Raw genomic sequence first — 21,925 nt, 5'->3', positions numbered from 1 at the left:
GGCGAAGGTTGATTTTCCTGAAGTTTATTCTGGCGTCGCCGGGCGCAAAATGATGCGGCGCACAAGTTCGGGGCACGCCGGCGCGTGCTGGTACGAGTTATGGTGCAGGGAGGGGCGCTTGCCAAGGTGTGCGCGCGAAGGCAGGCGAGCCTGCGATCGAGCCATGCCGTCACTGCGAGGAGGCGCAGCCGACGCGGCAATCCAGAGGTCTTGTTTTTCGCCTGGCTGCTGTGGCGCACCTGTAGTCAGAGAATGGAACTGGATTGCCGCGTCGGCTGCGCCTCCTCGCAATGACTGGTGGGCAGGCAGTGGTTGCTTCCACCGTGCCTGCCGCACCACCCTAGCGCATGACGAACGCCTCCTGGTGGAAGCGCAGGCGGCTCTGCCACAGCTCGTGCAGGCGGTCGCGCAGGCTGTCGGCGAGTCCCTGCGGGCCGCAAAACCAGACCTCGGCCGGGCGCGCGCGATCGTGTTTCGCGGCCAGTTCGTCGGCGCCGAGTTGCTGACCCTGCCTGGCGTCATGGACGTAGAGGCGGATCGAGGGCAGTCGATCGGAGAGCGCCTCCAGTCGGGCGACGAAAGGATCACCGTCGCGATCGCGCGTGCAGTAGTGCAGATCGGCGCTCGGCACGTCGGCGGGCCTGCCTTGCAGCGCTTCCAGCCAGGCCAGGAAAGGCGTGATGCCGATGCCGCCGGCGATCCAGATCTGTTGCGCGCCACGCTGCTGGCGCGCGATGTCGAAGCGTCCGTAAGGCCCTTCGACGCGCAGCGGCTGGCCGACGGCCAGGCGTCGCGCGAGCTGGCGCGTGTAGTCGCCCAGAGCCTTGATCTGGAAAGTGATCTCGCGGTCGCCACGGTCGGCGCTGGCGATCGTGAAGGGGTGCTGACCTTCGCTGTCGTCAAAGCTGACGAAGGCGAACTGGCCGGGCCGATGCCCCGGCCAGCCGGCGTCCAGGCGGCAGCGAACGGCGAGCAGGTCGCCAGCCGGGTGGTCGAGCGCAACGACGCTTCCGCGGACCTGTCGCGAGCGGCCGATGCGCCCGGCCAGCGCGAGCACGCTGCCGTAGACGCCGCCGGCGATGAGCAGCGCGAGGAGCAAACCGACCGGCTGCGTCCAGTAGTCAGTCGGCGCCAGCAGCAGCGCATGGAAGGCGAGCATCAGGTAAAGCAAGGGCATTGCCCGGTGCAGGAATCGCCACATCCGGTACGGGAAACGCTGCCACAGGGTGATCGCCAGCATCGCCAGAAGCGCGTAGATCGCCCATTCGCCGAGGTCTTCGGCAAGGTCGCGCAGCACTTCCAGAAAGCCGCCGTAGTTCTCCTTGGGCACGCGTCCCTCACGGCCGATGAGTGCCTTCAGGATGTCGCTCGACATCTCGATCAGCCAGTGCGCGGCGGCGAAAGCGCAGGCCAGGATCCCTGCCCATTTGTGCGTGCGATAGACGCGGTCCATGCCGCCCAGCGGGGCTTCGAGCCATGTCGGGCGGGTGGCCAGAAACATCGCCACCGACATCAGCGAGATCGCGAGCAGACCGCTGAGGTAGAGAGCTTCCTGGCGCAGGACCCACAGTGGGGCGCCGCCGGACGGCGTGCCGGTGACGAGTACATCCCAGCCCCAGGCCGCGGTGACGAGGGTGATGATCAGAGTGAGAGCGGTTTTCATGGTTGGCGCATCATTCCGTCAGTGGATCAGGCAGGGGAGTCTTCGACAGCGGGCGAGGTGGCCGGCGAATGAAAACTCGAGGTCATTTGCCGGCAGGCGGGAGCGCGCCGACGGCGGCCTGCGGCAGGTCGTCGCGGCAACGCCTTTCGTTGCAGTCGGCCGAGCCGCTCCTGCGTTCGCCACGTTCGTCGCTCGCGCGCTGGCGCTCACCCTGGCGATAGTCCATGACTTCGCCGGTCTGCGGATGAACGTACAGCTTGCTGCGCTTGCCATCGCGGTGGGTGGCGCGCACTTCGTACTTGCCGTGCTCGCGTTCGATCTCCTCGATGTTGCGGTAGCCGGCCGCCTCGAGTTTCTCGACGATTTGCGGAATCGACAGCCACTGCCGGTCGGCAGCGGCAGCGGCGGCCGGTGGACGCTTGTCGTCGCTGAAGGCAGGTGTGATGAAAGTGCTGGCGGCGCCGAGAACGATGCCGATGGCCAGGGCGGGAAGGATTCCTTTCAGTGTCATGATGGCAATCTCCGGTTGTGGGTTTGTATAGGGTTGTGGGGTGGTGGGGTGGTGGGGTGGTGGGTTGGCGCCGGTGAGCGTCCGCCAATGGTGCGCGGCGCTTTCTGAACGTCGTCTGAAGCAGCTGTTGATCGGGCGTTGGGGAAGTGGCGAAATCTAATCGTCGTAGTAGCCGCGTTCGGCGCCGGCGTGGCAGGCAAGGCAGTTGGCCTTGCTGCGCACGTCCTTGTGCTGCCACTCCCAGGTGGGGACTTCGCGGTGCTCGCTGACCCAGCGCGCGAGCTCGGTGATACGCAGCGGCGCCTTGCTCGTCGAGGTCCCGCGCAGCAGTTTGTCGCCGTAGCGCCGGCCGCCGCTATCGCCGGCGTTGCTCACCAGGTAGTTGGTGATCTGTGCGGCAGTCACGGGATCGACGCTGGCGTCGTCACCGAAATGGTCCTTGAGTTCGCCCATCATTCGCTTCCACGAACTGGCCGGAAGCATCGAGGGCGGAAAGGCGAGGTGGCAGCTGCCGCATTCTTCCTTGACCACCGGGTCGCTGACCGGCGGGAAGTAGTGGCTACCACCGGCCTGCGCGCGCTGGAAGACGAGCGCAGAAACGGCGATCGCCAGCAGGCCGAGTGCGATGGGGCGATAGGGCAGATTCATCGGTTTCTCCTTGGAATGGCTGGTGGGGTGCATGCATTCGTGCAAGTGTCTGCGGGTGCTTACTGACTGATCATGAAGCTCAGCCAGTCGCCTTTTTCCTGCGCCGTACACTCGCGGCCGAGTACCTCCTTGCAGTTGCGCTTGAACCATTTCTCGACCTTTGCCGGGTCGGCATAGCGGCCGGGGCTGGCCGACAGCGCTACCGGGTCGATCGCCTTTCCGGCAGGCGTCTGGCCGGATGTGCGAGGGTCGTTGGCGTGGCAGCTGGTGCACGCCGGGGTATCGGCCTTGCCGCCGGCAAACGACTGGCGATGGAAAGCTTCGCCGCGAGCCGCCGAGAAACCGGAAAAATGCGGGTCGCCGCTTTTCGCTGCCGCGGCATAGCCGGCAAGCAGATCGTCGCGTGCCGCGGCGAACGCGGTTGTGCTGACCACGAGTGCCAGCGTCGCTGCCAGTAGCTGCGTTCTCGGGTGCCTCGGTACGTACTGTTTCATGATCGTTCCCTCTCGCTTCGGATTGACATGGCGCCACTTTGCCTGGCGCCCTCTGAACGGAGGCTGAAGCGCGTGTTCATCCTGCGTTCAGCTGCAACGGCGTAGAAAGAAGGTCCACAGCAGGTCGCCGTGGCGAGCGAGCGTCCGCCCCGAAAGTCCTTGCTCCCGTTACACTCTGGAGATGAGCCGCTTGAAGAACGCTTTGCTTGCCATTGCCATGGCGCTGATGGCCAGTGCCAGTCCCGGGAGTGCCGGCAGTTCGGGCGACGGCCACGGCGCTGACCACGACCGCGCGCGCCAGGCGCTCGAAGCCGGTGAGGTGCTGCCCCTACGAGCGATCCTCGAACGCGTCGAGCGCGCTTATCCGGGGCAGATCGTCGAGGTCGAACTCGAACGCGAGGACGGCCGCTGGGAGTACGAAATCAAGCTGCTGCGCAGCGGCGGAGCGCTGGTCAAGCTCAGGGTCGACGCCCGTGACGGCAGCATTATCGGCGTCAAGGGGCGCAAGGATTACAGGCAGGGCGAGCGCCGCGGCGAGGCGCGCGGGGAGCAACGCGGGGAGCAGCACTGATGCGCATCCTGATCGTCGAAGACGAACCTCTGCTGCAGACGCAACTGGCCGACGCACTCCGCGCGGCCGGCTACGCGGTCGATAGCGCAAGCAACGGCGTCGACGCCCATTACCTCGGCGACAGCGGCTCGTACGACGCCGTCGTTCTCGACCTCGGCCTGCCGCAGCTCGACGGTATCAGCGTGCTCAGGAAGTGGCGTGCCGCCGGCCGCGCCATGCCGGTGCTGATCCTGACCGCGCGCGACGGCTGGCACGAAAAGGTCGCCGGCATCGACGCCGGCGCCGACGACTACCTGACCAAGCCGTTCCACATGGAAGAGCTGCTCGCCCGCCTGCGCGCGCTGATCCGCCGTGCCGGCGGACACGCCAGCGCCGAACTGGTCTGCGGTCCGCTGACGCTCGATACGCGCAACGCCCGGGCGACCGTCAATGGCCAGGCACTGACGCTGACCAGCCACGAGTACCGCGTCCTGGCCTATCTGATCCACCATCGCGACGCGGTGGTCTCGCGCAGCGACCTGGTCGAGCACATCTACGCGCAGGACTTCGATCGCGACTCGAATACCGTCGAGGTCTTCATCGCCCGCCTGCGCAAGAAATTGCCGCCAGGGCTGATCGAAACGGTACGCGGCCTCGGCTATCGCCTGAGCGCCGGTGCATGAGTGTGCCCGCCTCGCCGCGCTGCGCTCTTTTTGCCCGCGGCTCGCTGCGCATCCGCCTCCTGGCCGGGACGCTGTTCTGGATCGCCGCGTCGATCGCCGTTGCCGCCTGGGGATTGAGCAGCCTGTTTCGCGAACACGTGGCGACGCAGTTTCACGCCGAGCTGAAAACGCATCTCGACCAGTTGACCGCCCAGCTGGCGGTTGACGGCAAAGGGCCCGCGACGCTGGCGATGCCCTTGAGCGATCCGCGCCTGAGCCTGCCGTACAGCGGACTCTACTGGCAGGTCGACGAGCTGCCGGCGGAGGTCGACTCTGCTCGGGCGGGCACTCCGCTTGCCGGCCGGCTGCGTTCGCGCTCGCTGTGGGACAGTGTGCTTGCCGTGCCGCCCGATGCACCGGCAGACGGCGAGATTCATCAGCACCGCCTGAGCGGTCCGGGTGGCAGCATGCTCGGCATGGTCGAACGCGTTATCCGCGTCGACGAGGGGAGCGGCGGAACGGAGGGAAGCGATGCCGGCAGGCGCACTGCACGCGCCTTTCGCCTGATCGTCGCTGCCGACGAGCAACTGATGCGCGAACCGGTGAGCAGGTTCGATGGCGCGCTGTGGCTGGCACTCGGCATTCTCGCGGCGGGTCTGGTCGTCGCTGCCCTGGTCCAGGTGATCGTCGGGCTGGCGCCATTGCGCACCCTGCGCGCCGCACTCGGTCGCGTTCGCGATGGCGACGCGCAGCGTCTCGAAGGTCGATTTCCGGCCGAGATCGCGCCCCTGGTCGACGAGTTCAATACCGTTCTGGCACAGAACGCCGAGGTCGTCGAGCGCGCACGCACGCAGGCGGGAAATCTCGCGCATGCGCTGAAAACGCCGCTGAGCGTTCTTGCCAACGCCGCCAGTGGCAAGGACGACGAACTCGCCCGCCTGGTCGTCGGCCAGGTCGACACGGCCAAACGCCAGGTCGACTATCACCTGGCGCGGGCACAGGTGGCGGCCAAGCGCTGCCTTCCCGGCGCACGCACGCCGCTGCGAGCGAACCTCGAAGCACTGCTGCGCACGATGCGGCGGATACACGCCGAGCGGCAACTCGAACTGCTTCTGCGTCCCTTTGCCGATAGCCTGGCATTTCGCGGCGAAGAGCAGGATCTGCAGGAAATTCTTGGCAACCTGCTCGACAACGCCTGCAAGTGGGCGCGCAGCCGCGTCGAGGTCGCTGCCTGTACGACTGGCGACCGCCTGCTGATCACCATCGACGACGACGGCCAGGGAATCGCCGCCAGCGATCGGGATGCGGTATTCCGCCGCGGTGTGCGCGCCGACCAGCAGGTGCCGGGTTCGGGCCTGGGCCTGTCGATCGCCGACGACCTGGCGCAACTTTACGCGGGCGAACTGAGCCTGGCTGATTCGCCGCTGGGCGGTTTGCGGGTGGTGCTGAGCCTGCCGGCGGTGGGCAGCACCAGGGGTCGATCGGCAGCCGGTCGTCGCGACCCGGCCTGATTGCACGGGTTCGATCAGCGCTCGCGCGGAGCGCTGCCGGTGTCCAGCCGAAAGATCTCGCCGGCACGGCTGCTGGAGGGCGGGGATCTGTCGGAATTCTTTACAGTCTCGTTCGCTGGCCGTCTTCTGCGGTTTCTAGCGGACTGATTTAATGTGTGTAGCATATCGTGGTGTGAAACTTGCTTTCGACTCGCAAGTGCGTCGGTGACTCACCAATCGTCCTTCCTGGCGTGTGCAGGAAGGTTCTGGCAGGGAGGCGGTGAATTCAGGGGGTCTGCTGCGTTCCCGCCGGACTATTCCGGTAGTACTTTTGTCCGCTTGTTTGACACTCTGGAGACCGAAGATGAGCACTCTTAGATCCTTCCTGGCCATCGTCATCGTGGCTTTTTTCCCGTCGTGGGTGTGGGCCGGACAGCTCGTCGTTTTTGGCGATAGCCTTTCCGACGTTGGCAACGTCTATGCCGACAGTATTGCCCTGGGACTGACTCCCGATCCACCCACGCCGCCCTATTACTCGGGCAGAATGTCCAACGGTCCAATCTGGGTGGATTACCTGGCCGATGCGATGAACGTTCCGCGCGCCGAGGCAAGTCAGCAGGGCACGGGTGGAACTGGCTATGCGTATGCGGGATCCGCGATCGGTCCGGGAACGCGGCTGAGGCCTTCGATCGCCCTTCCGGGGCAGGTACAACCGGTTTCGAATACCGGCAAGCAGATCGACGACTTCCTGGCGGCCAGCGCGGGCAATCGCTTTTCGCCGGACCAGATGGTCCTTTTCTGGGGCGGCTCGCAGAACCTGCTGCAGGCAACCCTGACGGGTAGCGTTGCCAGCGGCCTGGCTGCCGTGGCGGCCACCCTCAGCGAATTCGAACTGGAACTGCGCAAGCTTGACGCCAACGGCGCGCAGCGCGTGGTCGTGCCGAATCAGATCGACGCCAGCACTGCGCCGTTCTTCAACGGCTATGGACCAACGCTTCCAGCGGGCACCAATCCGCTCCTGGCCTTCCTCACCGTCGCGTTCAATACGCAGCTCGACGCCTTGCTCGGCGGCCTGATGGCCGATCCCACCCTGCAGATGCAGCTCTTTCCGGTTGATATGTTCGGCTTGCTCAAATCGGTAGAGGCGAACCCGTCGGCATTCGGGTTTACCAACGCCACGACGCCGGCCTTCATTCCCGGATTCGGGCAGGTTGCCAATCCGGCGGGCTATGTTTTCTGGGATCCGATCCATCCGACCACCGAGGTTCACCAACTGATGGCGGCGGCAACCTACCACGCCGCAGTGCCGCTCCCGGGAACTCTCCCGTTGCTGGTACTGGCCATTGGACTGCTCGCTGCCGGGCGCGGTGGCGTTCGGCGCGCGGTCAAGGGCTAAGGGCGTGCCTGCCTGCGACGGCCTGACAGACGACGCGGTGTGTGGATGAATGAACGGGCAGCCTATGCTGCCCGTTCGTTCGTTTCGGCGCTCATCGTAAACGGGAAGCCGGGACCGGTCTGGCAGGGGCTCAGGGGCTCAGGTGCCCTGGCGCAAGGCGTCGACGATCAGTACCCGCGACGCCCGCCGCGCTGGAAGCAAGGCGGCCAGACAGGTGGCCACGAAGCCCACGGCGCCGGCCGTGACGACATCGACCGGAAGCAGGCGAATCAACGCCGTGTAGCCGATGTTGGCGTTCGGTGGGGGGGGCATCGGGATGCCGATCGCCGAAATCAGCCAGGCACAAACACAGCCGAAGCCGATCCCCAGGAGTGCGCCGATCAGGCCGATCAAGGCGCTTTCGGCTAGGATCAGGCGGAATACCCGTCCGGGGCGATCGCCCAGCGCCAGCATGGTGCCGAACTCCCGTGTACGTTCGAAGATGGTCATGTTGACGCTGTTGACCACGCTGAGCAGGACCATCAGCAGGATGATCAGGCGCAGCACGCCGAACTGCCGATCGTAGAGCTCCAGCGTCTTGTCGTAGAAGTCGGACAGTTCGTGCCACGACGCGATTTCGTAGCCGCGCGGGCCCAGTTTCTCCAGCAGCGAAGCCTGGGCGCGCTCGGTGTATTCGGTCCGGCTCAGCAGGACCACCATCAGGTGCGCCGATTGCGTATCCATGAGGCTGCGCGCCGCCGCCAGCGGAATGCGCACGGCGCGCGCGTCGAACTCCTTGGAGAAGCTCTGAAAGATGCCGACGACTTCGAAGTCGAGCGTGTTGACGGCGCCCTGTGGCAGGCTGATGATCAGATTCGCGCGGTCGCCCGCCTTCAGCCCGAGGCTTCGCGCGACGCCCTGCCCGAGGACGATCCCGTCCACGTCGCTGTCGGCGAGTGGCCGACCCTCGATATAGCGCAGGAAGCTGCCGAGAACCGCCTCGGACGACGGCTCGACGCCTTCGCCGATGATGCCGAGGTCCCGTTTGCCGTTGTTGATCATGCCGGCGAATGCCAGCCGGGCGAGGACCATTTCGGTTCCCGGTTGGGCGAGGATCTCCTGCTGCAGTTGTTCGGGCTGCTCGATGAGATAGCGCTCGGGAGCGCGGATGCCGCCCTCGCGATAGCCCTGACGGGAAATCTGCAGGTGCCCCGTCTGCGAGTGAATCAGCGCTTCGCCCAGTTGCACGAAGATGTCCTGCACGAAGCCGCCGGCCAGAATCAGCCCGGTGACGCCCAGGGTGATCGCCGCCAGCGTTGCCGCCGAGCGCAGGCGCTGGCGAAAGATGTTGCGCAGGACAAAGGTCCATCCGTCGGGCAGGCGCAGCGTCATTGGTTATGCCGCAGCGCGTCTACGATGTTCATTCGGCTGGCCTTCCAGGCGGGCATGATGCTGGCGAGCAGGGTGGCGATCAAGGCCAGCAGGAACGCGTCCAGAGCCAGATTGCCGCTGACCAGAATTCGCCCGATATACCCTCGCGCCATCCCCGGTGGCGGCGGCATGGGGATGCCGATGGCGGAGATCAGCTGTGCCAGACCGTAGCCCAGCGCGACCCCGACGACGCCGCCGAGGAGGCCGACGAGGATGCCTTCGAAGATGAACATCCCCATGATGTGGCGGGCGCGCTGGCCGATGGCCAGGCTGGTGCCGATTTCGGTGGTGCGCTCGAGAACGCCCATGGTCTGGGTATTCGAGATGGTGAGCACAATGAGCAGGCCGATGATGTACTTGACGAGGCTCACCTGCTTGGAGAAGAGGACCACGGTCTTGTTGTAGAAATCGGCCAGCTCGGTCCACGGCACGATCTGGAAGTCGTCGCGCTTGAGGGTGTCGTTCAGGTGGCTGGCGGCCGCGGCGGTCTGCTCGGTCCTGTCGAGCAGCACGACCCACGATGTCGCGCCGTCGACACGCATCAGCTTTCTGGCGACCGATAGCGGCAGGCGCAGTGCCCGGTCGTCGTAATCCTTGTACATGGTGGCGAAGGTCCCGGCCACGCTGACCTCGACGGCATTGGCGCCGCCGTTGGCGGCGGTGGCCAGCAGCACGACGACATCGCCTGGCTGCAGGCCCATACTGCGTGCCAGGCCTTCGCCGAGAACGACGGCCGATTCCGTGGCCGATGCCAGATCGCGGCCACTGACGATGGCGATACCGCTGCTCAGCCGTTTTTCATGTTCGGGGTCTACTCCATCGCCAATGAAGGCGATAGTCGCGTCGCCGTGGCTGAGCAGCCCACTCAGGGCTAGACGCGGGGCCAGGCTGGCAAAGCCGGGTGCCTTCTCGACCACTTGCTGCGCCGGCGATTGCCCGGGGAGCAGGAAGGCGTAGGGATCGGCGATTCCCTTCTCGAAATAGTCCGGGCGGACGACCTGCAGGTGACCGAGTTGCGAGTGAATCGTCGCCTCGCGCATCTCCTGGAAAATGTACTCGATGAATCCGCCAGCGAGCAGAAAAGCCATGATGCCAAAGGCAACCGTGCACACGGCGACTGCCGTCCGCCGGGTATTGCGTTGCAGGTTGCGGATGGCGAGGCGCACATCCGCAATCAGGCTGGCTATTGGCACCGAGAGTTCTTTGCCTGTAATGTTCAAAAAACGAGTTGGAGGGGAGTGCCGCCCGACTTGCTGCAGTGCGCCGCCACCTGGGCCACGAGCTATTGCCGAGAAGTTGCATTTGATCAAGCGCTTAGGCGGTCATGTTGCACCGTTTTGGCAAGGCCGGCAGACACCGTTTAGGCGCTGATACTAATTGGAGAGGGTTCATCGTGCAAGCTTTCGACTACGACCAGGCGTTTTCGCGCAACCTTGGCTGGGTTCGCGATGCGGAACAGTCACGCCTGCGCCAGGCGCGCGTCGCCATTGCCGGCCTGGGCGGAGTCGGGGGCTTTCATCTTCTCACCCTGGCGCGGCTTGGCATTGGCCACTTCACCATCGCCGATCTCGACGTTTTCGAAGTCGCCAACTTCAATCGTCAGGCCGGAGCGAGCCAGGCAACCGTGGGTCGGGCAAAGGTTGAGGTTCTCGCCGAGATGGCCAGGGACATCAACCCGGAATGCCAGCTGGCTCTCTTCCCTGACGGGGTGAGCAAGGACAACCTGGACGAGTTTTTCCAGGGCGTCGATCTTTATGTCGACGGCCTCGATTTCTTTGCCTTCGAAGCGCGTGAGCGTGTTTTTGCCTATTGTGCCGAGCACAGGATTCCTGCGATCACCGTCGCGCCACTTGGGATGAGTGCGGCGCTGCTCAATTTCCTGCCCGGCGGCATGACTTTTGAAGATTATTTTCAGGTTGCCGGCCTCCCCGATCTGGAGAAGGCAGTACGTTTTCTCGTCGGTCTTGCACCGGCCTTGCTGCATCGCCATTATCTGGTCGATCAGACACGCGTCGACCTGAAGTCTCGCCGCGGTCCATCGACGCCAATGGCATGCATGCTGTGTGCCGGGGTTGCCGGCAGCGAAGCCTTGAAGCTTCTGCTCGACCGGGGCAGGGTACTGGCCGCTCCGCATGGCGTACAGTTCGACGGTTATCGCAACAAGCTGGCCCGTACCTGGCGACCGGGCGGCAACCGTAATCCGATCAATCGCCTGGCGATCGCCATCGCTCGCCACCAACTCAAACTGGATTGACATGGACAAGCTGAGTCAGGAGCGGCTGCGCTTCGTTCTCCAGAGCGCGCTCCTCGCGCCGTCGGCGGACAACCACCACCGTTTCCGTATTCAGGTTCGTGACCACGTGATCGCGATTCGTGGCATCGAGACTCGCCTGCCGCCCGTGGGCAGCTACAAGCGAGTTCTCGCGCTGGTCTCGCTCGGCGCCGTGGCCGAGAATCTGAACATTGCGCTGAGCCGATTTGGCCTGGCTGGCGACGCGCTCCTGTTGCCGGACCCCGCGCAAGCCAATCTTCTCCTGCGCGTTGTCGTCAACGCGCGCGGCGTGGCGCCGGATCCGCTTTGGAAAAGCATTCCCGAGCGCCATACCAACCGGCAGGTCCGCTTCAGTGGTCCGGCAATGAACGCTGCCGAACACGCCGACCTCGATTCGGCTGTCGCCGCTTACCCGACCAGCAAGCTGATGTGGCTCGACGAAGCGGCGCTGCGCAAGCGCGTGCTTGGCCTGATGCGCCGTGCGGAAAGCGAACGTTTCCGCAACCCGGTGTTGCACGAGGAGCTTTTTTCGGCGATCCGCTTTGACGTCGGCTGGCGCAATAACTGCCTGGAAGGATTGCCACCAGGCAGCCTGGGTGTCGAGGCACCGCTGCAGCCCTTCTTCGCTCTCCTGCGCCATTGGTCGCTGGCCCGTGTGCTGAACCTCTTCGGGGCGCATCAGATGCTTGGCTTCCGCTCCTGCTACCTCCCCTGTCGTATGGCACCGCATCTGGGCCTTCTGGCGGTCAGTGATGCGGACGACAGTCAGTCGATTTTCGACAGCGGACGATCGTTCCAGCGGCTGTGGTTGGCGGCGACCGGACACGGGCGAGTCCTGCAACCGATGCCGGCGGCAGCCCTTTACACCTGCCGCGGAGCGCGGGCCGAGGGAATTCCCGCGACCTTGCAGCGAGACCTGGCCGACGCCTGGAAGGGGCTGCTCGGTGGCGCCGCTCCGGTGATGCTGTTTCGCATGGGTCTTGCCCGGCGGTCGGCGATCGTTTCGGGTCGGCGGCCAGTCGACGATTACCTGGAGCTGCGGCAATGAGCTGTCGACAACGCTTCGCGCATTGAACCCGGGCGCGCTGCGCTGTCCTCGCCCCGACCGTCGCGGCGGTGACTCTGCCGACTTAGCGCCTGCCTGCTACAAGCCTTGCAGTTCGCCCTGGTAGCGCTGCCAGTTGGCAACATAGTGCTCGGCGCTGTGGCTGATCCGTTCCACCTGTTCGGCGCTCAGCTGGCGAACCACCTTTCCCGGCGAGCCGACGATCAGGGAGTGGTCCGGAAAGACCTTGCCTTCGGGAATCAGCGTGTTGGCGCCGACGATGCAGCCCTTGCCGATCACCGAATGGTTGAGCAGCACCGAGCCGATGCCGATCAGCGAGCCGTCGCCGATGGTGCAGCCGTGCAGCATGACCAGATGGCCGACGGTGACGTTGCGGCCAACGGTCAGGGGCACACCTTCGTCCGTGTGCAGCACCGAGTTGTCTTGAATGTTGCTGTTTTCACCGATGCTGATCGGGTCGTTGTCGCCGCGCAGCGTGGCGTTCCACCAGATCGAGGCGTTTCTGGCAAGGCGGACGTCACCGATGACGATTGCCGTTGGGGCGACCCAGCTTTGTGGGTCGAGCTGCGGGCGACGGGCGCCGAGTGCGTAAATGGGCATGGCATGGGTCTCGCGGTCGTTGCGGATTGCAGATTGTAGCCTGTAAGCCACGGCCAGGCCTATTGATGGCGCAGCGCTTCGATCGGGTCGAGTGCGGCCGCCCGGCGCGCCGGGTAGAAACCGAAGAAGATGCCGATCCCTGCGGCAACGGCGAAAGCGACCAGCACCGCGCCGCCGGAGATGACGATCACCATGTCGGTGATGGCGTTGACCAGCAGTGCACCGCCGATCCCGAGGAGCAGGCCGATCAGGCAGCCGGCGACGGAAATGATCAGCGCTTCGAGCAGGAACTGGCTGAGGATGTCCTTCTGGCGGGCGCCAATGGCCATGCGGATGCCGATCTCGCGCGTCCGCTCGGTCACCGAGACGAGCATGATGTTCATGATCCCGATGCCGCCGACGAGGAGCGATACCGAAGCGATGGCGCCGAGCAGCAGCGACATCACGCGCGTCGTTTCGGCGGCCGAGTCGGCGGCAGCGGTGAGGTTGCGAATGTAGAAGTCGTTGTCCTGTCCTTCGCGCAGGCGATGGCGCTGGCGAAGCAGGGCGATCATGCTCGTTTCCACACCAGGCATGGCTTCTGCCGAAGCGGCCTGGACCATCATGACCCGCACCGATCCCGGAAAGGGGGTGCCGAAGACCTTGCGCTGGGCGGTCGTCAGCGGCACGATCACCGTGTCGTCCTGGTCGCGCCCGTCGAGGTTCTGGCCCTTCTTGCCGAGAACACCGATGACCAGGAAGGGACTCTGCTGGATGCGGATGGTCTTGCCGACGGGATCGTCGCTGCCGAACAGGTTGTCGGCGATGGTCTGGCCAACCAGCGCCACACGGGTCGCCGAGCGTACGTCCGAATCGCCGAACGGGTAACCGCTGCTCACCGCCCAGGCGCGTGCGTCGAAATAGGCGGGCGTCGTGCCGACCACCGTGGCACTCCAGTTGTTCGCGCCATGCACCAGTTGCTGCCGCCCCTGATGTACCGGTGCCACCCGGCTGACGCCTTCGAGCTGGGCGATCGCCTCGGCGTCGGCAACGTTCAGCGAGGGGCCACCGCCGCCGCCGCTGCGCAGACCGCCGGCGCTGGTCGATCCGGAGATCACGATATACAGATTGCTGCCCATGGTGCTGATGGTTTGGGCCACCGCGTACTGAGCACCCTGGCCAATGGCCATCATCAACACCACCGAGCCGACGCCGATGACCATCCCGAGCATGGTCAACGCGGTGCGCATGCGGTTGGCCCCCATCGCCCTCCAGGCTTCGCCGAGCATCGCCTTCAGCATTGGCCAGCTGCTCTTGCCGGCGTCGCGACGTCGCTGACGATCAGCCCGTCGAGAAAGCGTACCTGCCGCTGCGCCCAGGCGGCGATATCGGTTTCGTGGGTAACCAGGACGATGGTGATCCCGGCAGCGTTGAGCGTTGCCAGCAGGTGCATGATCTCCGCGCTGGTTTGGCTGTCGAGGTTGCCGGTCGGCTCGTCGGCAAGGATCAGCTGCGGCGAGGTGACCAGTGCGCGGGCGATCGCCACGCGCTGTTGCTGACCGCCGGAAATGCGGCTGGGTAGCGAGTCGGCGTAGCCGGCGAGGCCGACGCGGATCAGTTCCTCCTTCGCTCGCTGCTGTCGCTGCGCGCGGTCGACGCCAGCGTAGACCAGCGGCAGGGCGACGTTGTCGGCGAGCGTCATCCGTGGCAGGAGATTGAAACCCTGAAAGACGAAACCGATGCTCCGGTTGCGCAGTGCCGCCAGTTCGTTCCTTGCGAGATGGGCGACATTGCGACCAAGGAGAAAATAGTCGCCGCTGGTCGGTGTGTCGAGGCAGCCGAGGAGGTTCATGAAGGTGGACTTGCCCGATCCGGACTGACCCATGATGGCGACAAACTCGCCGGCTGCGATGCTCAGATCGACACCCCTGAGCGCCGGGAACGGCCCGGCGGGCGTGCCGTAGGACTTGCCGAGTCCGGCGACGCGAATCAGTGCTGACGACATCAGAACAGGCGCATGCCGACGCTGCTCGGCTTGCCACCCGAAGTGACGGGGTTCTCGCCGACGACCACGCGTTCCCCGACCTTCAGCTCGCCGCCGAGCACTTCGCTGTTGCGGTTGTCGGTGATGCCGAGCTGCACGCTCACCGCCTTCAGCTGACCCTGATCGACGACGTGCACGGTGCCGCTGCTGCTGCCGCTGTCTTTATCCCTGTCGTGCTTGCCGCCCTTGCCGCCCTTGCCCCTGACGTCGCCTGCGACCGGTTTGCTGCCGCTATCCTCTTCCGGCGGCTTGAAGCGCAGCGCCGCGTTGGGGACGAGCAGGGCGTCTTCGCGCCGGGCGACGACGATGCTGACGTAGGCGGTCATTCCGGGAAGTAGAATATGGTCGGGGTTGGAGAGCGAAACGCGGACGTTGTAGGTGACGACATTCTGCTGCGTCGTCGGGTTGAGGCGAATCTGCTGCACCTGGCCGGCGAAACTTCGCTCCGGGAAAGCGTCGACGGTAAACCGTACCTGCTGCCCGTCCCTGATCTTGCCGATGTCGGCTTCGGCAAAGCTGGAATCGATGCGCATTTCGGACAGATCCTGGGCGATCTTGATCAGCGTCGGCGTTTGCAGACTGGCGGCGACCGTCTGTCCCAGATCGACGACGCGGTCGACGACGACGCCAGAGACCGGCGAGCGGATCGTCGTGTAGCGCAGATTGACCTGGTCCTTGTCGGCCGCTGCCCTGGCTTGCGCCAGCTGCGCCTCGGACGAGCGGCGCGCCTGGATCGATTGCTCGAGTTCCTGGCGGGAAACGTACTCCTGCTCGAAGAGCGCCCGCATGCGTGCTTCGTTGGCGCGTGCCAGATCGAGCGCTGCCGAGACGTTGTGCACATTGGCAGCCGATTGCCGGGCCTGGGCGGCGAGCAGGGAGTCGTCGAGTTCGAGCAAGGCCTGGCCCTTCTCGACCTTATCGTTGAAATCGACATACAGCCGCGTGACCGTCCCCGAAACCTGCGTGCCGACATTGACCAGCACTACCGGGTTGAGGGTGCCGTTGGCCGACACCGTCTGGGTGATCTCGCCACGCTCGATGGCCTGCAGCTTGTAGCGCTGCTCCGGCGACAGGGCAGCCTTTTGTTGTTGCCAGTACAGGCCGCTGGCGGCGAGGGCGACGGCGAGCACGCCCGTGGCCGCTCTTGTGCGGGAGATTTTCATGGTTTGCGGGCTTTCGGCTCGCCACCGGCGGCGAGCAGCAGGCTGCTGTCGAGGACGCCGATGGATCGGGCCAGTGCGGCGCGCGAGACTTGCCAGTCCAGCATCGCCTGAATGCGCTGCAGGCGCGCAGCGGCGAGCGCGCTCTGTGCGTTGAGGACATCGAGGATGTTACCGACGCCGGCCTTGTAGCGGCCCAGGGCGACGCGTTCCGACTGTTCGGCACTGCTCAGCAGGTCGGCGCTGGTGCGGATCGTCTGGGTGGCGGTGTTCAGGCTCTGGTAGTTCTCCCAGACCTCCAGAGCAACCTCCTGGCGGGTATTTTCCAGGCGCGTGGCCTGGACCTCGCTGCGCGCCTCGGCGGCGCGTATCTGGTAGGTGGTATTGAAGCCGGAAAAGATCGGCAGCTGCACGCTCAGCCCGATGGCATTGCCCTGGCCCGAGAGGCCGTCGAGGTTTTCCCACTGCGGACCGGCGCTCAGCGAGATCGTCGGCCGGCCGGAGGCGCGCGCGTAGTCGATCCCCGATTGCGCCGCTTTCAGTTCGGCTTCGGCGGCCTTCATCTCGGGTCGCCGCTGGCGTGCTTCGGCGATCAGCGCGGCGATGTCGCGGTCGAAGCCGCTGTCGGGGATCGTCGTCGGGATGTCGTCGAGGCGTAGCGGATGGTTGGCGTCGAGGCCCATCACCTTGGCCAGTCTGCCGAACGCGTTGCGCAGTACACCCTCGCTCCTGATCCGGTTGAGCGTTGCCTGCGACCAGGCGGTCTGCGCCTGCAGGCGGTCGGCCGGGGTGCCGCTGCCGACGCGGTAGCGGACTTCGGCGGCGGTCAGGCTCTCGCGGCTGGCCTTTTCCGATTCCAGCGCCGCGCTCACTGCCGCCCGTGCCGCCTGGGCGTTGAAGTAGGACTGCAGGGCGCCGAGAAAGACGCTCTGCACGGTCGCGTCCAGTGTCGCCGACGCAGCGCTGAGCAGCTGCCGCGCGACTTCGAGGTTGGCCGAGCGGGCGCCGAAATCGACCAGCAGCCACGACAGGGTCAGCGACGCACTGCGCTGGGTCGCGCTGCGTGCTTCGCCACGCAGGCGATTGGCCGCCAGTCGACCATCGAGCGCCGGCAGGAAGTCCGACTGCGCGACGCCGACCTGAGCCGCCTGCAGGCGGGCGATGGCCCATACTTCACGCGTCGTCGGGTTCTTGCACAGCGCCAGATCGACGACTTCCAGGACGCCGTAAGGGGTGTCGTCGGGCAGCGCCTGGCAGGGCAGATAGGCATTCTGCACGGCAGAAAGATCGAGGGCCGGGCGAGGCGGGGTGATGGCGTCGGTGGCAAACGGGTCACTCACTTCCCGGGCCGACAGCTGGCCGGGAAGCGCTGCAAGCACGATGACGATTGCGGTGAGGAAGCGAGCAGCGCGCGCAAGCAGCGAACCCGGTCGGGATGTGGTGATGGTCATTTTTCGCTAGTATAGCCAAGCTCGCAGCGATCGCAGCCGAGCGATGCGCTCGGCGCAGTCCGCTGCGGCCACTTTTCCCCTGAAACAATGTTGCCCCGCGCCGTGGCCATCGGACCGTGCCACGACGCACCACAACGCACCACAACGAGGCAAGCCGCAATGACATTCAAGTTTTCAGCTTTCGGCGCTCGCCGGCGCACGGCTGGTCTTCCCGCCAGCGGGACCGGTGGCGGTACCCTCCGCCAGAAGAGGCGCTGATGCCCTGGGCCGAAGTGCTCAGCCTGCTGGCGATGCTGGCTGGTGGCGCCCTGTGGTTGGACAGCTTCAAGTCGCGTGAGGCGGGCATGCGCGCGGTTCGCGCCGCTTGTGCTGCCGAGGATCTCCTCTTGCTCGACGACACCGTTGCCCTCGCCTCCCTGCGGCCGGGACGCGACGATGAGGGTCGCTTTCGCCTGCGTCGCGTCTATCGTTTCGAGTTCAGCGACACCGGCGACAATCGCCGCGATGGTCAGGTGACGCTGCTCGGCAGCGAACTGGTGACGCTGCACCTGCCGCACTCGAATCGGTCGCCACTGCGTTCGGTGGGCACGCCAGACGAGGAGCAGAATCGACCGTTTCCGCGCCTGCCGTCGTGAACTACCTGGCGCACGCGCTGCTCTCCGGTGCCGACGACGAGTGCCGGCTGGGTGGCTTGCTCGGCGACTTCGTCAAGGGGCCTTTGGCGCCAGCGCCAGCGCAGTTCAGCGCGGCGGTTGTGCACGGCCTGCTGCTGCACCGGCGGATCGACAGCTTCGCCGACGCACACCAGGCTTTCGCGCGCAGCCGGAGACGGGTGAGCAGCGAGCGTCGCCGCTACAGCGGCATCATCGTCGATATGTTCTACGATCACTTTCTTGCCGTGCACTGGGCGCGCTTTTCACCGCAGCCGCTGGCGGCGTTTTCTGCCGCCGTCTATGCGCTTCTCGCTTCCCGGGAGCTACCCGATCGCCTGGCCCGGATTCTGCCCACCATGCGCGACGAGGACTGGCTGACCAGCTACCGTGAGCCGGCTGCCGTGGGTCGGGCGCTCGACCGCATCGCCGTGCACCGGTTGCGGCGCAGCAACAGCTTGCGCGGCGCGGGCAGCGAACTGGTCGCCGGCTACGCCGGCTTCGAAGGCGACTTTGTCGAGTTCTTTCCGGCAGCCATGGCCTTTGCCGCGCACTTCCGCGAGCAGCGTCCGGCGTAGAGTCCCTGCGTGGCTCCTGACCGGCCGGCGTGCTTGCCTTTTCCGGCGATCAGCCTTCGCGCGACGCGCGTCGGCGCTCGTTGTCGGTGAGCAGGCGCTTGCGGATGCGAATGTTCTTGGGCGTGATTTCGACGAGTTCGTCGTCGGCGATGAATTCCACGGCCGATTCAAGGGTCAGCGCCACCGGTGGCACCAGGCGTACGGCTTCGTCGGTGCCCGAGGCGCGAACGTTGGTCAGTTGCTTGCCCTTGATCGGATTGACTACCAGGTCATTCTCGCGGCTGTGGATGCCGATCACCATGCCCTCGTAGAGCTTGTCGCCAGGGCTGCTGAACATTCGCCCGCGGTCCTGCAGTTTCCACAGCGAGTAGGCGACGGCTTCGCCGCGCTCGGCCGAGATCAGCACTCCGTTGCGGCGTCCGGGGATGTCGCCCTTGACCGGTGCGTACTCGTCGAAAACGTGGCTGATCAGCCCGGTGCCACGCGTCAGGTTGAGGAACTCGCCCTGGAAACCGATCAGGCCACGCGCCGGGATGCGGTATTCGAGGCGAACACGGCCGCGGCCGTCCGAAGACATGTCCTGCAGGTCGCCACGGCGATAACCGAGTGCTTCCATGACGCCGCCCTGATGCGCTTCCTCGACGTCCAGAGTAAGCATTTCATAGGGCTCGCACGGCTCGCCGTCGACCTCCTTGACGATTACCCGCGGGCGCCCGACGGCGAGTTCGTAGCCTTCGCGGCGCATGGTCTCGAGCAGGATCGTCAGATGCAGTTCGCCGCGCCCGGAAACCAGAAAGCTGTCGGTGTCGGTCGTTTCCTCGACGCGCAGCGCCATGTTGGTCAGCAACTCCTTGCGCAGGCGTTCGCCGATCTGGCGGCTGGTGACGAACTTGCCTTCGGTGCCTGCGTAGGGTGAGTTGTTGACCATGAAGGTCATGTTCAGCGTTGGCTCGTCGATGTGCAGCATCGGCAGCGCTTCCGGCTGCTCGGTGGAGGTGATGGTGCAGCCGATCGAGAGATCGTCGATACCGGTCACCAGCACGATGTCGCCGGCAACTGCCTCGTCCATCGGCACCCGCTCCAGGCCCTGAAAACCGAACACCTGATTGACCTTGGCTGTCTTCGGCGCGCCGTGCTCGAACTTGCCGTCGGCATCGGCTTGGCCGTACATGATGGTCACTTGCTGGGCCGGCTTCAGGCGGCCACGCTGCAGGCGGCCGATGCCGATGCGTCCGACATAGCTCGAGTAATCGAGTGCCGAAATCTGCAGTTGCAGCGGCCCGTCGATCTCGTCGGCGTGCGGTGGCGGGACGTGCTTGAGAACGGTCTCGAACATGGCGCGCATGTCGGTCGAAGGCTGTGCCAGATCGAGCGTCGCATAGCCGTTGATCGCCGAAGCATAAACGACCGGGAAGTCGAGCTGCTCGTCGTTGGCACCGAGTTTGTCGAAGAGGTCGAAGGTGTGATCGACGACCCAGTCCGGGCGCGCGCCGTCGCGGTCGATCTTGTTGACCACCACGATCGGCTTCAGACCGAGCGCCAGCGCCTTCTTGGTCACGAAGCGTGTCTGCGGCATCGGTCCCTCGACGGCATCGACCAGCAGCAGGACGCCATCGACCATCGACAGCACACGTTCCACTTCACCCCCGAAATCGGCGTGTCCCGGCGTATCGACAATGTTGATATGCACGTCGCCATAGTCCACCGCCAGATTCTTGGCCAGAATGGTGATTCCCCGTTCCTTCTCGAGGTCGTTCGAGTCCATCATCCGCTCGGTGATGTGCTGGTGGGCGGAGAAAGTGCCCGCCTGAACCAGCAGCTTGTCGACCAGCGTGGTCTTGCCGTGGTCGACGTGGGCAATGATGGCGATGTTACGGATGGCGCGGGTCATAAGGGGTCAAGCCTCTGAACAGGGGCGGTTATTCTATCACAGGCCGGAAGCCCGTGCTGCGCTGCAAAAACTCGCCCCGTCTAGCCGGGCTGGTTGCGCATGAAGTCGGCCGTACTGAAAAAGGACGCCAGCAGTTTCTGGCGCAGGGCTTCCTCGACTCCGACCGCTTCCATGGCCAGCACCATGCACGCCACCCACTGGTCACGCTCGGCCTCGCCGATGGCAAACGGCAAGTGCCGACGGCGCAGCATCGGATGTCCGATGTTCCGCACGTAGAGGTCGGGTCCGCCCAGCCACCCGGACAGAAACATGAACAGCTTGTCGCGCGACGACTGCAAATCAGCCGGGTGCAGCGCCCGAATCGTCGCGAACTGCGGCACCGTTTCCATCAGTTCGTAGAAGCGTTGGCAGAGGCGGGCGACGGTGGTTTCGCCACCGATGAGGGTGTAGGGCGTTGCTTCGGGCATGGTGCTCACTCAAGGTCGGGTTCGCGCAGACTTTGCTGGTCGCCGGTTCGATCGGCAGAGGCGAGTAGCGGCCTGCACAACACGTGGCCTGACGCCTTGCTGGGGCGATAGGGAGGCGAAAGTGCGTTTGTGGCAAGGCGGTTTTCGGCGCTCATTGGCTCGCCGTTTTTCTCTTGTTGCAACGCAGCAAAAACGCTTGACAATCCCTGCTCGAAGGCTAGAATGAGTCATTCGCTGCATTGCAGCAAACAGCTTCAGGCGGGAAGCCTGAGCGGTGTTCGGGTTCGCAATTTCAAGGAGAGTATCGTGTACAACGTAGCTGAGCAATTCACCAGCCGCAGCAAAGCCGGTCTGGACGTGTGGAAGTCGGTGGTCAATGCTTCCTTTGACGGGATGGGCAAGCTTGCCGCGTTGAATCTGCACACTGCACGCGCTGTTGCCAAGCAAGGCGCCGAGAACTTCAAGGCCCTGTCTGACGTTCGCGACATGGCCGGCCTGAAGGCCGTGCAACAGCCGATGGCGGTCGCCGCTGTCTCGCAATCGGTCGCCTTTTCGCGTCGTGCCTACCATATTTCCAACGAAACCTCGTCAGCCGTCGTGCAGGTTTTGGGCGGCCAGCTTTCGCAGGCCGGCAGGGGCGCCGTCGGAGCGCTTCAGGAAGCCAAGAAGAACACCCCGCCGGGTGTGGACTTTGCGGTGTCATCGGGTAAGCAGATGGTGACGACGGTCACCTCGATGCTTGCCAACCTCGCTCAGTTCACCAAACCGGCAACCGAAGTCAGCGCCAAACCGGCTGCAAAGATGATCGCCAAGACGGCCTGAGCCAGCCGATCAGTAGCCGCTGCTTGCTGGCGGCTGCGTTCGCGCAAGTCCGAGCCCGGTGTTACGGCACCGGGCTTTTTCGTGCTTGGCAGGCTGGGGGGTTTGGTGCTGCCTTGCTGCC

Annotated in this window: 22 protein-coding genes; 9 read left to right on the top strand and 13 right to left on the bottom strand. The window is 65.1% G+C overall.

The genetic code is table 11. The annotated features are described in order from the left end of the window. Window positions 1–340 precede the first annotated feature (340 nt). The 4 genes from QZ634_RS08300 to QZ634_RS08285 form a co-directional block, all read right to left on the bottom strand. Window positions 341–1,663 (bottom strand): ferric reductase-like transmembrane domain-containing protein, encoded by a 1,323-nt coding sequence (locus tag QZ634_RS08300; RefSeq protein WP_291987163.1) that lies wholly within the window; start codon window positions 1,661–1,663, stop codon window positions 341–343. Between the two features lie 82 nt (window positions 1,664–1,745). After that, window positions 1,746–2,174, bottom strand: coding sequence for a PepSY domain-containing protein (locus tag QZ634_RS08295; protein WP_291987161.1), 429 nt, complete (start codon window positions 2,172–2,174; stop codon window positions 1,746–1,748). Window positions 2,175–2,330: 156 nt separating this feature from the next. Further along, window positions 2,331–2,822 (bottom strand): diheme cytochrome c, encoded by a 492-nt coding sequence (locus QZ634_RS08290; RefSeq protein ID WP_291987159.1) that lies wholly within the window; start codon window positions 2,820–2,822, stop codon window positions 2,331–2,333. Between the two features lie 59 nt (window positions 2,823–2,881). Further along, complete coding sequence (locus QZ634_RS08285; RefSeq protein WP_291987157.1) at window positions 2,882–3,316, bottom strand: DUF1924 domain-containing protein; 435 nt, start codon at window positions 3,314–3,316, stop codon at window positions 2,882–2,884. 181 nt (window positions 3,317–3,497) lie between these two features. Here QZ634_RS08285 and QZ634_RS08280 point away from each other — a divergent pair, with 181 nt between their 5' ends. The 4 genes from QZ634_RS08280 to QZ634_RS08265 all read left to right on the top strand — a co-directional run bounded on the left by QZ634_RS08280 (window position 3,498) and on the right by QZ634_RS08265 (window position 7,414). Then, window positions 3,498–3,887, top strand: coding sequence for a PepSY domain-containing protein (locus QZ634_RS08280; protein ID WP_291987155.1), 390 nt, complete (start codon window positions 3,498–3,500; stop codon window positions 3,885–3,887). Next, on the top strand, window positions 3,887–4,549 hold the full coding sequence (locus tag QZ634_RS08275) for a response regulator transcription factor (protein ID WP_291987153.1): 663 nt from the start codon (window positions 3,887–3,889) through the stop codon (window positions 4,547–4,549). Before QZ634_RS08280 ends, QZ634_RS08275 begins: the two co-directional genes overlap by 1 nt. Next, on the top strand, window positions 4,546–6,039 hold the full coding sequence (locus tag QZ634_RS08270) for a sensor histidine kinase (RefSeq protein WP_291987150.1): 1,494 nt from the start codon (window positions 4,546–4,548) through the stop codon (window positions 6,037–6,039). Before QZ634_RS08275 ends, QZ634_RS08270 begins: the two co-directional genes overlap by 4 nt. 343 nt (window positions 6,040–6,382) lie before the next feature. After that, the gene (locus QZ634_RS08265) at window positions 6,383–7,414 is read left to right on the top strand and encodes an SGNH/GDSL hydrolase family protein (RefSeq protein WP_291987148.1); all 1,032 of its coding nucleotides are present in this window, start codon (window positions 6,383–6,385) and stop codon (window positions 7,412–7,414) included. A gap of 138 nt (window positions 7,415–7,552) precedes the next feature. Here QZ634_RS08265 and QZ634_RS08260 read toward each other — a convergent pair whose 3' ends face one another. Further along, complete coding sequence (locus QZ634_RS08260) at window positions 7,553–8,785, bottom strand: FtsX-like permease family protein (protein ID WP_291987146.1); 1,233 nt, start codon at window positions 8,783–8,785, stop codon at window positions 7,553–7,555. Next, on the bottom strand, window positions 8,782–10,017 hold the full coding sequence (locus QZ634_RS08255) for an FtsX-like permease family protein (RefSeq protein WP_291987144.1): 1,236 nt from the start codon (window positions 10,015–10,017) through the stop codon (window positions 8,782–8,784). Before QZ634_RS08255 ends, QZ634_RS08260 begins: the two co-directional genes overlap by 4 nt. Window positions 10,018–10,214: 197 nt before the next feature. Between QZ634_RS08255 and QZ634_RS08250 the strand changes: the two genes are divergently transcribed. Both QZ634_RS08250 and QZ634_RS08245 read left to right on the top strand, forming a co-directional pair. Continuing rightward, on the top strand, window positions 10,215–11,078 hold the full coding sequence (locus QZ634_RS08250; RefSeq protein WP_043563881.1) for a ThiF family adenylyltransferase: 864 nt from the start codon (window positions 10,215–10,217) through the stop codon (window positions 11,076–11,078). Window position 11,079: 1 nt separating this feature from the next. Then, window positions 11,080–12,144 (top strand): hypothetical protein, encoded by a 1,065-nt coding sequence (locus QZ634_RS08245; RefSeq protein ID WP_291987143.1) that lies wholly within the window; start codon window positions 11,080–11,082, stop codon window positions 12,142–12,144. Window positions 12,145–12,240: 96 nt separating this feature from the next. Here QZ634_RS08245 and QZ634_RS08240 read toward each other — a convergent pair whose 3' ends face one another. From QZ634_RS08240 to QZ634_RS08220, 5 genes are read right to left on the bottom strand one after another with little or no spacing between them, the layout of a single operon-like run. After that, window positions 12,241–12,762 (bottom strand): gamma carbonic anhydrase family protein, encoded by a 522-nt coding sequence (locus QZ634_RS08240; RefSeq protein WP_291987141.1) that lies wholly within the window; start codon window positions 12,760–12,762, stop codon window positions 12,241–12,243. A gap of 59 nt (window positions 12,763–12,821) precedes the next feature. Further along, a complete protein-coding gene (locus QZ634_RS08235) occupies window positions 12,822–14,042 on the bottom strand; it encodes an ABC transporter permease (protein WP_291987138.1) in 1,221 nt (406 codons plus the stop codon). Next, window positions 14,036–14,746, bottom strand: coding sequence for an ABC transporter ATP-binding protein (locus QZ634_RS08230; protein WP_291987136.1), 711 nt, complete (start codon window positions 14,744–14,746; stop codon window positions 14,036–14,038). Before QZ634_RS08230 ends, QZ634_RS08235 begins: the two co-directional genes overlap by 7 nt. Then, window positions 14,746–15,948, bottom strand: a complete 1,203-nt coding sequence (locus tag QZ634_RS08225) for an efflux RND transporter periplasmic adaptor subunit (protein ID WP_291987134.1) — start codon at window positions 15,946–15,948, stop codon at window positions 14,746–14,748. Before QZ634_RS08225 ends, QZ634_RS08230 begins: the two co-directional genes overlap by 1 nt. After that, window positions 15,945–17,396: a TolC family protein gene (locus QZ634_RS08220; protein WP_291987132.1), complete on the bottom strand. Its 1,452-nt coding sequence runs from the start codon at window positions 17,394–17,396 to the stop codon at window positions 15,945–15,947. Before QZ634_RS08220 ends, QZ634_RS08225 begins: the two co-directional genes overlap by 4 nt. A gap of 257 nt (window positions 17,397–17,653) precedes the next feature. Between QZ634_RS08220 and QZ634_RS08215 the strand changes: the two genes are divergently transcribed. Beyond that, window positions 17,654–18,031, top strand: a complete 378-nt coding sequence (locus QZ634_RS08215) for a DUF3301 domain-containing protein (protein WP_291987131.1) — start codon at window positions 17,654–17,656, stop codon at window positions 18,029–18,031. Beyond that, window positions 18,028–18,624: an acyl carrier protein phosphodiesterase gene (locus QZ634_RS08210; protein ID WP_291987129.1), complete on the top strand. Its 597-nt coding sequence runs from the start codon at window positions 18,028–18,030 to the stop codon at window positions 18,622–18,624. Before QZ634_RS08215 ends, QZ634_RS08210 begins: the two co-directional genes overlap by 4 nt. Window positions 18,625–18,673: 49 nt before the next feature. Here QZ634_RS08210 and typA read toward each other — a convergent pair whose 3' ends face one another. Further along, complete coding sequence (gene typA, locus QZ634_RS08205) at window positions 18,674–20,515, bottom strand: translational GTPase TypA (RefSeq protein WP_291987127.1); 1,842 nt, start codon at window positions 20,513–20,515, stop codon at window positions 18,674–18,676. 80 nt (window positions 20,516–20,595) lie between these two features. Beyond that, window positions 20,596–20,982, bottom strand: a complete 387-nt coding sequence (locus QZ634_RS08200) for a group II truncated hemoglobin (protein ID WP_291987125.1) — start codon at window positions 20,980–20,982, stop codon at window positions 20,596–20,598. Between the two features lie 306 nt (window positions 20,983–21,288). Here QZ634_RS08200 and QZ634_RS08195 point away from each other — a divergent pair, with 306 nt between their 5' ends. Next, on the top strand, window positions 21,289–21,804 hold the full coding sequence (locus QZ634_RS08195; protein ID WP_291987122.1) for a phasin family protein: 516 nt from the start codon (window positions 21,289–21,291) through the stop codon (window positions 21,802–21,804). The last annotated feature ends 121 nt before the right edge of the window (window positions 21,805–21,925 follow it).

The organism is Candidatus Accumulibacter sp. ACC007, from assembly GCF_907163205.1.
Lineage (GTDB): Bacteria > Pseudomonadota > Gammaproteobacteria > Burkholderiales > Rhodocyclaceae > Accumulibacter > Accumulibacter regalis.
This window is presented reverse-complemented; position numbering and strand designations above follow the sequence as displayed.

What these genes read in the sequence shown, in the direction of transcription:
- QZ634_RS08220 (WP_291987132.1), bottom strand. Translation starts at nt 17,396, where the DNA reads ATGACCATCACCACATCCCGACCGGGTTCGCTGCTTGCGCGCGCTGCT.
- QZ634_RS08245 (WP_291987143.1), top strand. Translation starts at nt 11,080, where the DNA reads ATGGACAAGCTGAGTCAGGAGCGGCTGCGCTTCGTTCTCCAGAGCGCG.
- QZ634_RS08280 (WP_291987155.1), top strand. Translation starts at nt 3,498, where the DNA reads ATGAGCCGCTTGAAGAACGCTTTGCTTGCCATTGCCATGGCGCTGATG.
- QZ634_RS08295 (WP_291987161.1), bottom strand. Translation starts at nt 2,174, where the DNA reads ATGACACTGAAAGGAATCCTTCCCGCCCTGGCCATCGGCATCGTTCTC.
- QZ634_RS08225 (WP_291987134.1), bottom strand. Translation starts at nt 15,948, where the DNA reads ATGAAAATCTCCCGCACAAGAGCGGCCACGGGCGTGCTCGCCGTCGCC.
- QZ634_RS08215 (WP_291987131.1), top strand. Translation starts at nt 17,654, where the DNA reads ATGCCCTGGGCCGAAGTGCTCAGCCTGCTGGCGATGCTGGCTGGTGGC.
- QZ634_RS08260 (WP_291987146.1), bottom strand. Translation starts at nt 8,785, where the DNA reads ATGACGCTGCGCCTGCCCGACGGATGGACCTTTGTCCTGCGCAACATC.
- QZ634_RS08235 (WP_291987138.1), bottom strand. Translation starts at nt 14,042, where the DNA reads ATGCTGAAGGCGATGCTCGGCGAAGCCTGGAGGGCGATGGGGGCCAAC.
- QZ634_RS08265 (WP_291987148.1), top strand. Translation starts at nt 6,383, where the DNA reads ATGAGCACTCTTAGATCCTTCCTGGCCATCGTCATCGTGGCTTTTTTC.
- QZ634_RS08240 (WP_291987141.1), bottom strand. Translation starts at nt 12,762, where the DNA reads ATGCCCATTTACGCACTCGGCGCCCGTCGCCCGCAGCTCGACCCACAA.
- QZ634_RS08285 (WP_291987157.1), bottom strand. Translation starts at nt 3,316, where the DNA reads ATGAAACAGTACGTACCGAGGCACCCGAGAACGCAGCTACTGGCAGCG.
- QZ634_RS08290 (WP_291987159.1), bottom strand. Translation starts at nt 2,822, where the DNA reads ATGAATCTGCCCTATCGCCCCATCGCACTCGGCCTGCTGGCGATCGCC.
- QZ634_RS08230 (WP_291987136.1), bottom strand. Translation starts at nt 14,746, where the DNA reads ATGTCGTCAGCACTGATTCGCGTCGCCGGACTCGGCAAGTCCTACGGC.
- QZ634_RS08270 (WP_291987150.1), top strand. Translation starts at nt 4,546, where the DNA reads ATGAGTGTGCCCGCCTCGCCGCGCTGCGCTCTTTTTGCCCGCGGCTCG.
- QZ634_RS08200 (WP_291987125.1), bottom strand. Translation starts at nt 20,982, where the DNA reads ATGCCCGAAGCAACGCCCTACACCCTCATCGGTGGCGAAACCACCGTC.
- QZ634_RS08300 (WP_291987163.1), bottom strand. Translation starts at nt 1,663, where the DNA reads ATGAAAACCGCTCTCACTCTGATCATCACCCTCGTCACCGCGGCCTGG.
- QZ634_RS08275 (WP_291987153.1), top strand. Translation starts at nt 3,887, where the DNA reads ATGCGCATCCTGATCGTCGAAGACGAACCTCTGCTGCAGACGCAACTG.
- typA (WP_291987127.1), bottom strand. Translation starts at nt 20,515, where the DNA reads ATGACCCGCGCCATCCGTAACATCGCCATCATTGCCCACGTCGACCAC.